We start from the raw sequence: 9,834 nt of genomic DNA on the forward strand, positions 1-9,834 counted from the left end.
GCTCTCGTAGCCGCGCTGGTCCGCCTGCCCGGTCCTCGCAGGCGCCATGCCTTCATGCGCGACCCCGGCCCCGCCCGCACGGGGGCTGGCAGCAGGGGAGGGTGGTGGCGCATTGAGTCTTTGCCATCTCCGCCGCCATGGGGCCTGGCGTTGTGGCGTAGGGTGGGCAAGCTCGCTTGCCCACCGTTTCCCGCGGGCCGTCATGGTGGTTACCGGGAAGCGGCGCAGCCGCTTCAAAGACAAAAAGCTCTGGGTCCCCGCCTGCGCGGGGATGACACCGCAAAAAAGTTCGCCCGAGAAAACCGCGAAGGCGTTCTCGGGCGAGAGAGAGGTGTCTGCAAGGGTACCGGACCGCATCCTGAACCGAGGTTCAGGTGGGCGAGGTCAGCTTCGGCGTTGGGATCATCTGACGCGAGATGTTCACGCTCGCCGGGCGATGTTCCAAGCCCTTGCTCAATGAGCATTGGTTCAAGGAAATATAAAGCCCGATACGCACTGCAGACGGGATCATTCTAGGTCGCAAATCGCGCGACGGGGCAAGCGCCCGTGTGAAGACATGGAAAGAATTGCGGGCTTGACATTCCGGTTGCAAGCTGAACCGTGTCATGCATCACGCGCGCGGGCGCGCGGCACCGTTCAGAGCAGTCGGCCGTCGTCGCCGAGCGCCTGGTCCAGGCGCACGACCAGCTGCGCGATGCGCACGTCGTCGGCATGGCCGCGCGCGCCGGCCAGCGTGCGGTCGCCATGCGCGAGGCTCGCGGCCTGCATGGCCTGCGCCACGGCGCGGTCGCTCGCGTCGAAGGCGAGGTTGAGCGCGGCCAGCACCGCGATGCGGTCGCGGGCCTTCACCTTGCCGGCGTCGCGGATCTTGCACATGGCGGTGTCGACCTTCTCCACCGCTTCGAGCAGCCGCTGCTCGCCGCCTTCGGGGCACCCGAGCAGGTAGCTCTGGCCCATGATCTGCACTTCGAGCTGCTTCATGCGGGCGTGTTGAGGTCGGGCAGGCGTTCCAGCAGCGCGTCGACGCGCGCGCGGGCCGCGTGCAGGCGCGACTTCAGCGAGTCGCGTTCCTGCGTGAGCAGCTCCACCTGTTCGGCGAGCAGCGTGTTGGTGCGCTGCAGCTCCTCGTAGCGAACGAGCAGGCGCTCGACGCGTTCGACGAGGGGGTCGATGGAGGAGCCACTGGCCATGGGGGCAATTGTAGGGATATGTGAATGGAACCGCTTTAGAATCAAGGCGTTGGTGCTCGCGGTGTGGTTCGCATGCCGCAGTTCAACGGGAAGCAGGGAGCCTGCGTGCCGAAGCGCACAAGGGCCAACCTGCGCTGCCCCCGCAACGGTAAGCGGAGGCGCGCGGCGCGAAACATGCCGCGTGCCAATGTCCATCACATGAAGCCACTGGGCGCGCCTGCAAGGGCCGGCCTGGGAAGGCGATGGACATTTCTTCCGCCAGCCCGGATACCGGCCAACGAGGTGGCGGCGTGCGCCGAAGGCGCGCGCCGCCGTGATCGCCCAATGCGCCGGCGGGGAAGCCGGCGTGGGCAATTCGTCTCTTGCATCCCATGAAAACGACCGTGCATCCCCTGCGCGCGCGTGCCTGCCTCGTCGCGGCCGCCGTCGCCACCCTGTGTTCCACCGCCCTGCAGGCGCAGCCCGTGCTGCGCGAAACGCACGTGCTCGCCACGCGCTTTCCCGAATCCGCCGAGACGCTGCCGCTCGGCGTGAGCGTCGTCACCGCCGACCGGATCCAGGCGAGCGGCGCCGCCACCGTCAACGAGGCCATCATCCGCCTGCTCGGCGTGCCGGGCCGGCAGGACCTGCTGGGCACCGACGACTACACGCTGGACCTGCGCGGCTTCGGCACCACCGCCGACAACAACCAGGTCGTGATCCTCGACGGCATGCGCCTCAACGAGGCCGACCTCGCGGGCACCCGCCTGTCCGGCATCCCGATCGAATCGGTGGAGCGCATCGAGGTGCTGCGCGGCAGCGGTGCCGTGCTGTACGGCGAAGGCGCCACCGGCGGCGTGATCGTCATCACGACCAAGGCGGGCTCCGGGCGCGAGCAGGGCAGCGGCGGCTCCATCTACGGTGCGGCCGGCTCGCACGGCCTGAGCGACCTGCGCGCCAACGCGCGCGTGAGCACGGCGGGCGGTTTTTCGCTCGACGCGCACGCGCAGAACCGCGAGACCGATGGCCACCGCGAGAACCAGATGTCCCGCCTGCAGGCCGGCTCCGCCACCGGCCAGTGGTCCAACGGCTGGCTGCGGCTCGGTGCCCGCGTCGCCGAGGACAAGCTCGATGCGCAGCTGGCGGGCCCGCTCAGCGCGGCGCAGTACGCGGCCAACCCGCGCCAGTCCGTGCCGCCCTTCGACAACGACCGCGCCATGGTGCGCAACGAGCGGGTCGGCGTGTTCGCCCAGGCCGACGTGGGCAACTGGCAACTGGGCTTCGACGCGGCGCAGCGCGAGAAGAAGCTGCGCAGCATCAACTTCGGTGCCCCCTTCGATTACGACGTGGATGCGACCAGCTACGGCTTGCGCGCCCGCCACGAGTCGGGCATCGGCTCGGCGAAGAATGCGCTGGTGCTGGGCGTCGACGTGAACGAGTGGAAGCGGGACATCCTGGGCGCCTTCGGTTCCGAAGCCACGCAGCGCTCGCGGGGCTTCTACGTCAAGGACGACGTCACGCTGGCCGCCGGCACGCGCATCTCGGCTGGCGTGCGCACCGAACGCTTCGACAAGGACATCGCTTCCGCCGACGGCACGACGAAGCTCGCTGCCCGCCAGAATGCCTGGGAGCTGGGCATCAGCCAGCCCCTGGGCGCGGGCTGGACCGGCTACGCGCGCATGGGCCGCAGTTTCCGTCTGGCCAACGTCGACGAATTCAGCTTCACCAATCCGGACGTCCCCCTGCGGCCGCAGGTCTCGCGCGACTACGAGCTGGGCGCGCGCTGGGGCTACACCGGCGGCAAGCTGGAGGCGCGCCTGTACCGCAGCAACATCACCGACGAGATCGGCTTCGATCCCGATGGCGTGGGTCCGTTCAGCGCATTCGGCTTCAACGGCTCCAACATCAACTTCGACCCCACCCGCCGCCAGGGCCTGGAGCTGGACTGGAACCATGCGCTCACGGCGGCGCTGGGCCTGCGCGTCAACGCCGCGCTGCGCGACGCCAAGTTCCGCTCCGGCCCCCACTCGGGCAAGGACGTCCCGCTGGTGCCGCGCCAGGCGCTGGCCGTGCGGGCAGACTGGACGCCGGTGGCGGGACATCGCGTCGGCGCCGGGGTGAACTGGGTCTCCAGGCAGTCCGCGGACTTCGACAACCGCTGCCGGATTCCCGCGTACACCACGGCCGATGCGCGCTACGCTTGGCAGTTCCATCCGCAAGCGGAATTCGCCGTGGGCGTGAGCAACCTGTTCGACCGCAAGTACTACACGCAGGCCTTCGATTGCATGAACGGCCAGACGACCTCGATCTATCCGGAAGCGGGCCGGCAGGTCACGGCTTCGCTGCGGGTGCGCTTCTGAGCACGCCATGACGGTCGCAGCCATTCCACGCGGCCCGCGCCGCATCGTCTGCCTCACCGAGGAGGCGACGGAGTGGCTGTACCTGCTGGGCGAGGAGGCGCGCATCGTCGGCATCTCCGGCTACACCGTGCGGCCGCGCCGCGCGCGCGAGGAGAAGCCGAAGGTGAGCGCCTTCCTGTCGGCGAAGATCGACAGGATCCTGGAACTGCGGCCGGACTGCGTGTTCGGCTTTTCCGACCTGCAGGCCGACATCGCCAGCGCGCTGGTGAAGCGGGGCGTGCAGGTCACCATCTTCAATCAACGCAGCGTGGAGGAGGTCTTCTCCATGCTGTACCAGGTGGCGGCCATCGTCGGCCGCGCCGACGACGGCCTGCGGCGGCTGGAAGGAATGCGCGCGCGGCTGCAGGAGATCGAGGCCGTGGGACGCGCGCTGCCGCGCCGTCCGCGCGTGTTCTTCGAGGAATGGGACGAGCCGCACATCAGCGCGATCCGCTGGGTATCCGAGCTGGTGGGCATCGCCGGCGGCGACGACGTGTTCCCGCAACTCGCGCTGCAGCCGCTGGGCAAGGACCGCATCGTTGCCGACGGCGCCGAGATCGTGCGTCGCAATCCCGACATCGTGATCGGCTCCTGGTGCGGCAAGAAGTTCCGCGCGGAGAAGGTCGCATCGCGCCCCGGCTGGGACGCGGTGAACGCGGTGCGCGACGGCCAGCTGTTCGAGGTCAAGTCGGCCGACATCCTGCAGCCCGGGCCCGCGGCGCTCACCGACGGCGTCGAGCAACTGCACCGCATCGTGCTGCAGTGGAGCGCGCGCCATGGCTGAATTGCGCGTGGCCCGCAGCGAGCTGGTCCTGGGCGGCCAGAAGAGCGGCAAGACGCGCCGCGCCGAGGCCCTGGCCGCGGCCTGGCTGGCGCAGTCGCCGGCCCACCGCGCCGTCTACATCGCCACCGCGCAGGCCGGCGACGACGAGATGCGCGAACGCATCGCGCGCCACCGGCAGGATCGCGCGCAGCGCGTGCCGGGCATGGAAACGGTGGAGGAGACCCACGAGCTGGCGCGCGCCATCGGCGCCCACAGCGAGCGCGACACGCTGATCGTCGTCGACTGCCTCACCCTGTGGCTCACCGCGCGACTGCTGCCGGTCGCGGGATTGCCGCCGGCGCAAGTGCCGCGGGCCCTCGCGCAACAGGCGGCCGACGCCGCCATCGCGGCTGCGATCGCGGCGGCCGCCGGCCCGCTGGTGCTGGTCAGCAACGAGATCGGGCTGGGCGTGGTGCCGCTGGGCGCCGAGACGCGGGCCTTCGTCGATGCGCTGGGCCGCCTCAACCAGCAGGCCGCGCTGGCCTGCGAGCGCGTCACGCTGATGGCCGCGGGCCTGCCGCTCACGCTGAAGGACGTGCCTTGATCCGCAAGTTTCTCGCCTGCCTGTTTCTCCTGTGCTGCGCGCTGCCGGCCGCGGCATTGCAGGTCACCGACGACCGCGGCGTGACGCTCACGCTGCCGCGGCCGCCGCAACGCATCGTGAGCCTGCTGCCGTCCCTCACCGAGACGGTGTGCGAGCTGGGCGAGTGTGGGCGCCTGGTGGGGGTGGACCGCTATTCCAACTTCCCGGCGGCCGTGCGCGCGCTTCCGCGGGTGGGGGGCGGCATCGATCCCAGCATCGAGGCGATCGTGGCGCTGAAGCCGGACGTCGTGCTGATCGCGCGTTCGGCGCGCGGCGCCGAGCGGCTGGAGTCTCTCGGCCTCAAGGTGCTGGCGCTGGAGCCGCAGACCTCCGCCGATGCCCGCCGCGTGTTCGGCGTGATCGGCCAGCTGCTGGAAGTGCCGGACCCGCTGCGCATCTGGCGCGCCATCGATGCCGGGGTGGCGGCGGCCGCGCAATCGCTGCCGCCCGCGGTGCGGCGCACGCGCGTGTACTTCGAGGTCGGGCACGGGCCGTATGCGGCCGGCCCCACGTCGTTCATCGGCGAGCTGCTGCAGCGGCTCGGCGCGCGCAACGTCGTGCCGCGGGAGCTCGGCCCGTTCCCGCTGCTGAATCCCGAATTCGTGGTGCGGGCCGATCCCGACCTGATCATGATCGGCGAGCGCGATGCGCTCGACCTGCGGCAGCGTCCCGGCTGGGCCGGGTTGCGGGCGCTGCGCGAGGACCGCGTCTGCTTGTTCACCCCGGACGAGGCCGACGTGCTGGTCCGGCCCGGCCCGCGCATGGCGGAGGCAGCGCGCCTGCTCGCGCGCTGCATCGCGGCCAAGGGGCGCCGGTGAGCGACCGCCGCGGCTTCGCCCTGGGTTTCGCGTTGCTGGCGGCGGCGGCGGGCCTGCTGTTGCTCGGGGTGGGCGTGGGCAGCACCGGCTTCGACAGCGTGCTGGCCGCCCGCAACGATCCGGTCGCGTGGCAGATCCTGCGCGACATCCGCCTGCCGCGAACGCTGGGCGCATGGAGCGCGGGCGCGCTGCTGGGGCTGGCGGGGGCCGTGGCGCAGGGCCTGTTCCGCAATCCGCTGGCCGATCCCTACCTGCTCGGCTCGGCATCCGGCGCGGCGCTGGGCGTCGCCGCGGCGCTGGCGCTGTTCGGCGTGTCGCCGCTCGCCACCGAGTGGCTGGTGCGCCTGGGCCTCACCGGCGCGGCGTTCATCGGCGCCGTGCTGGGCGTGCTGCTCACGCTGCTGCTGGCCAATGGCGTGCTGCACACGCTGCGCTTGCTGCTGGCCGGCGTGATCGTCGGCGTGGTGCTCGGCGCGGCACGCGACCTCGTGAGCATCGCCGCGCCCGAGACGCTGCAGGCCATGCAGGCCTTCATGCTGGGGAGCACCGGCTTCGTCGGCTGGGGCGCCTGCGGGTTGATGCTGGGCCTGCTGCTGCCGCTGGCCCTGCTCGCGGGCGCGCTGGGCCGCATGCTCGATGGCCTGGCGCTCGGCGAGGCCACCGCTGCCAGCCTCGGCGTGCCGCTCGGGGCGCTGCGTGCCGCGCTGGTCGCGGTGCTCGCGCTGGCCACCGGTGCGGCCGTCGCCCAGACCGGCTTGATCGCCTTCGTCGGCCTGGCGTCGCCGCATCTCGTGCGCTCGATCGCGCCGGCGCCGCACGGCCGCCTCGTGTTGCTGGCCGCGCTCATGGGCGGGTTGCTGCTGATGGCCGCCGACGTGCTGGCGCGGTGGCTGGTGGCGCCGCAGGAACTGCCGGTGGGCGTGCTCACCGCCGTCCTGGGCGGCAGCTACCTGCTGTGGCTGATGCACCGGCGCGGCAACCGCGGGAGCGGCTTCGCATGAGCGCATTGGAGGCTCGGGATGTGCGTGCCGCGCTCGGTCGCGGCGCCCAGCGCAAGGAGGTGCTGCACGGCGTCGGCCTGCAGCTGCCCGCCGGCCGCTGGACCAGCATCGTCGGGCCCAACGGCGCCGGCAAGTCGACCCTGCTGCGCGTGCTCGCCGGCCTGCTGCCGCACGAGGGCGAGGTGCTGTTGCACGATCGTTCCCTGCAGCGCCTGGCGCCGCGCGAACGCGCACGCCGCCTGTGCTGGATGGGCCAGAACGAGGGCGGCGCCGACGACCTCACGGTGTACGACGTCGCGATGCTGGGGCGGCTGCCGCACCAGCCCTGGCTGGCGCCGCCCGCCGCGGCGGACCACGCGGCGGTGGAGCGGGCGCTGCGCGCGACCCAGGCCTGGGACTGGCGCGAGCGCCTGCTGGGGCGCCTCTCCGGCGGCGAGCGGCAGCGCGTGCTGCTGGCCCGCGCGCTGGCGGTGGAGGCCGACGTGCTGCTGATGGACGAGCCGCTCGCCAACCTCGATCCGCCCCACCAGGCCGACTGGCTGGCGCTGGCGCGCGCGCAGGTCGCCGCGGGCCGCACGGTCGTGAGCGTGCTGCACGAGATCTCCTTCGCGCTGCAGGCCGACGAGATGGTGGTGATGGCCGCGGGCCGGGTGACGCACCAGGGCGCCTGCGCCGATGCCGCCACCCATGCGGCGCTGTCGCGGGTGTTCGACGGCCGGCTGCAGGTGCACGCGCTGGACGGCCGCTGGGTCGCGCTGCCGGGGAGCGAACGCGCATGACGAAGCAAGGATCGCCCGCGCGCTGCGTGATGGTGCTGGGCACCAGCAGCGGTGCCGGCAAGAGCTGGCTCGCCACCGCGTTGTGCCGCTGGTACGCGCGCCAGGGGCTGAGGGTCGCGCCGTTCAAGGCGCAGAACATGAGCAACAACGCGCGCGTGGTGGCGGGCGGCGAGATCGGCAGCGCGCAGTACTTCCAGGCCCTGGCCGCACGCGCCGAGCCCGAGGTGCGGATGAACCCGCTGCTGCTCAAGCCCGAGCGCGACACGCACAGCCAGGTGGTGCTGTTCGGGCAGGTCGACGAGGCCTTGAGCCGCCAGCCGTGGCGGGGCCGCAGCGCCAGCGTCTGGCCGCGCATCGCCCACGCGCTCGACGAACTGCGCGCGGAGAACGATGTCGTCGTGATCGAAGGCGCCGGTTCGCCCGCGGAGATCAACCTGATGGACAGCGACATCGCCAACCTGCGCGTCGCGCGCCATGCCGACGCCGCCTGCCTGCTGGTGAGCGACATCGACCGCGGCGGCGCTTTCGCCCACCTGTACGGGACCTGGGCGCTGCTCGAGGAGGAAGACCGTGCGCGCATCCGCGGCTTCATCCTCAACAAGTTCCGCGGCGACGCCACGCTGCTGGCCCCCGCGCCGCAGCAGCTGCAGGCGCTGACCAACGTGCCCACCGTCGCGACCCTGCCGATGTGGTGGGGCCACGGGCTGCCGGAGGAAGACGGCTGGTTCCAGCCGCGCGCAGCCACTCCCGGAGGGGCGCAGCGCACGATCGCCGTCATCGCCACTCCGCGCATCAGCAACCTCGACGAGTTCCAGCCGCTCGCCAACCTCGCGGGCGTGTGCCTGCTGTGGGCGCGCACGCCGGCGGAACTGGCCGGCGCCGACTGGATCGTGCTGCCCGGTTCCAAGCACACCAGCAGCGACCTCGCGTGGCTGCGCGCGCAGGGCCTGGACCGCGCCATCGCCGCGCATGCGGCCGCGGGCGGCGCCGTGCTCGGCGTGTGCGGCGGGCTGCAGATGCTGGGCGAAGCGCTGATCGACGTGCACGGCATCGACGGCAACGGGCCGGGCCTCGGCCTGCTGCCGCTGGTCACGCAGTTCGAGCCGGCCAAGACACTGCGCCGCACGCAGGTGCGCTTCGGTACGCTCGCGGGACCGTGGGCGGGGTTGTCCGGCGTGTCGGCGTCCGGCTACGAGATCCACCATGGGCAGACCGCGCAGCATCCGGCCATGCCGGCCGCGCGCATCGCGCTGCCCGGCGGCCTGGGCTGGCAGAACGACGCCGGCAACGTGCTGGGCGTCTACCTGCATGGCCTGTTCGAGGACCCGGCCGTGCTGCACGCGCTGTTCGGCGCCGCGGCCGCGACGCTCGATTCGGTGTTCGACGGCCTCGCGGATTTCATCGATCAACACTTCGAGGCCGGTGTCCTGCACGGCCTCATCGCACGCCCCTGACATGTACCTGGAACCGCTCGAAGACATCGAAGATCCCGCGCTCGCCGCGCGGCTGCAGCACGCGCTGGACCGCAAGACCAAGCCGGTCGGCTCGCTCGGCCAGCTGGAGGCGCTGGCGTTGCGCATCGGACTCGTTCTCGGCAGCGACGCGCCGCGGCTGCGCGAACCGCAGGTGCTGGTGTGCGCCGGCGACCACGGGCTGGCGGCACAGGGCGTGTCCGCCTACCCGAGCGACGTGACCTGGCAGATGGTGGAGAACTTCCTGGCCGGCGGCGCCGCGGTGAGCGTGCTGGCGCGCCAGCAGGGGCTCGCGCTGACGGTGGTGGATTGCGGCGTGCGCCACGACTTCGCGCCGCGTCCCGGCCTGCTGCTGCGCAAGCTGGGCCCCGGCACCGCCGACAGCTCGCTGGGGCCGGCGATGACGCCGGCGCAATGCGAGCAGGCGATCGCCAACGGCCGCGAGATCGTCGCCGGCCTCCCGGGCAACGTGGTGCTGCTGGGCGAGATGGGCATCGGCAATACCTCGGCGGCGGCGCTGCTGCTCGCGCGCCTCACCGGGCAGCCGCTGGACGACTGCGTGGGCGCGGGCACCGGGCTCGACGCCGCCGGCATCGCGCACAAGCGCGCGGTGCTGGCGCGGGTGCTGCAACGGCACGCCGATGCGACGACGCCGCTCGCGGCGCTGGCGGCCTTCGGCGGCTTCGAGATCGCGACGCTGGCGGGTGCCGCGCTGCAAGCCGCGCACGAGCGGCGCATCATCGTGGTCGACGGCTTCATCTCGAGCGCCGCCGTGCTGGTGGCCGAAAAG

The 9,834-nt window shown here is 72.1% G+C and carries 10 protein-coding genes and 1 riboswitch; of the genes, 8 read left to right on the forward strand and 2 right to left on the reverse strand.

Going from position 1 to position 9,834, the window contains the following annotated elements; translation table 11 throughout:
• Positions 1–636: 636 nt before the first annotated feature.
• Both VF522_RS13695 and zapB read right to left on the reverse strand, forming a co-directional pair.
• Positions 637–981: a cell division protein ZapA gene (locus VF522_RS13695; protein WP_330908833.1), complete on the reverse strand. Its 345-nt coding sequence runs from the start codon at positions 979–981 to the stop codon at positions 637–639.
• Positions 978–1,190, reverse strand: coding sequence for a cell division protein ZapB (gene zapB, locus VF522_RS13700; RefSeq protein ID WP_330908834.1), 213 nt, complete (start codon positions 1,188–1,190; stop codon positions 978–980). The genes VF522_RS13695 and zapB overlap by 4 nt, the downstream gene beginning before the upstream one ends.
• Positions 1,191–1,223: 33 nt before the next feature.
• Positions 1,224–1,483, forward strand: a riboswitch (cobalamin riboswitch).
• Positions 1,484–1,561: 78 nt separating this feature from the next.
• Between zapB and VF522_RS13705 the strand changes: the two genes are divergently transcribed.
• The 8 genes from VF522_RS13705 to cobT all read left to right on the forward strand — a co-directional run.
• Positions 1,562–3,529, forward strand: a complete 1,968-nt coding sequence (locus VF522_RS13705; protein WP_330908835.1) for a TonB-dependent receptor — start codon at positions 1,562–1,564, stop codon at positions 3,527–3,529.
• A gap of 7 nt (positions 3,530–3,536) precedes the next feature.
• Positions 3,537–4,352 (forward strand): ABC transporter substrate-binding protein, encoded by an 816-nt coding sequence (locus tag VF522_RS13710; RefSeq protein ID WP_330908836.1) that lies wholly within the window; start codon positions 3,537–3,539, stop codon positions 4,350–4,352.
• Positions 4,345–4,935 (forward strand): bifunctional adenosylcobinamide kinase/adenosylcobinamide-phosphate guanylyltransferase, encoded by a 591-nt coding sequence (locus VF522_RS13715; RefSeq protein WP_330908837.1) that lies wholly within the window; start codon positions 4,345–4,347, stop codon positions 4,933–4,935. Before VF522_RS13710 ends, VF522_RS13715 begins: the two co-directional genes overlap by 8 nt.
• Positions 4,935–5,792, forward strand: a complete 858-nt coding sequence (locus VF522_RS13720) for an ABC transporter substrate-binding protein (RefSeq protein ID WP_414709526.1) — start codon at positions 4,935–4,937, stop codon at positions 5,790–5,792. The genes VF522_RS13715 and VF522_RS13720 overlap by 1 nt, the downstream gene beginning before the upstream one ends.
• Complete coding sequence (locus VF522_RS13725) at positions 5,789–6,793, forward strand: iron ABC transporter permease (RefSeq protein ID WP_330908839.1); 1,005 nt, start codon at positions 5,789–5,791, stop codon at positions 6,791–6,793. Before VF522_RS13720 ends, VF522_RS13725 begins: the two co-directional genes overlap by 4 nt.
• Positions 6,790–7,572, forward strand: a complete 783-nt coding sequence (locus VF522_RS13730; RefSeq protein WP_330908840.1) for an ABC transporter ATP-binding protein — start codon at positions 6,790–6,792, stop codon at positions 7,570–7,572. Before VF522_RS13725 ends, VF522_RS13730 begins: the two co-directional genes overlap by 4 nt.
• Positions 7,569–9,026 carry a cobyric acid synthase gene (locus tag VF522_RS13735; RefSeq protein ID WP_330908841.1) on the forward strand — a complete coding sequence of 486 codons (1,458 nt, stop codon included), beginning with the start codon at positions 7,569–7,571 and terminating at the stop codon, positions 9,024–9,026. The genes VF522_RS13730 and VF522_RS13735 overlap by 4 nt, the downstream gene beginning before the upstream one ends.
• 1 nt (position 9,027) lies before the next feature.
• A partial coding sequence (gene cobT, locus VF522_RS13740; RefSeq protein WP_330908842.1) for a nicotinate-nucleotide--dimethylbenzimidazole phosphoribosyltransferase occupies positions 9,028–9,834 on the forward strand: 807 nt, incomplete at its 3' end.

This window comes from Ramlibacter sp., from assembly GCF_036383835.1.
Classification (GTDB): domain Bacteria; phylum Pseudomonadota; class Gammaproteobacteria; order Burkholderiales; family Burkholderiaceae_C; genus Ramlibacter.

Excerpts from the sequence above, each read along its gene's own strand:
- VF522_RS13710 (WP_330908836.1), top strand. The coding sequence starts at position 3,537 with ATGACGGTCGCAGCCATTCCACGCGGCCCGCGCCGCATCGTCTGCCTC.
- VF522_RS13715 (WP_330908837.1), top strand. The coding sequence starts at position 4,345 with ATGGCTGAATTGCGCGTGGCCCGCAGCGAGCTGGTCCTGGGCGGCCAG.
- VF522_RS13730 (WP_330908840.1), top strand. The coding sequence starts at position 6,790 with ATGAGCGCATTGGAGGCTCGGGATGTGCGTGCCGCGCTCGGTCGCGGC.
- VF522_RS13735 (WP_330908841.1), top strand. The coding sequence starts at position 7,569 with ATGACGAAGCAAGGATCGCCCGCGCGCTGCGTGATGGTGCTGGGCACC.
- VF522_RS13695 (WP_330908833.1), bottom strand. The coding sequence starts at position 981 with ATGAAGCAGCTCGAAGTGCAGATCATGGGCCAGAGCTACCTGCTCGGG.
- zapB (WP_330908834.1), bottom strand. The coding sequence starts at position 1,190 with ATGGCCAGTGGCTCCTCCATCGACCCCCTCGTCGAACGCGTCGAGCGC.
- VF522_RS13705 (WP_330908835.1), top strand. The coding sequence starts at position 1,562 with ATGAAAACGACCGTGCATCCCCTGCGCGCGCGTGCCTGCCTCGTCGCG.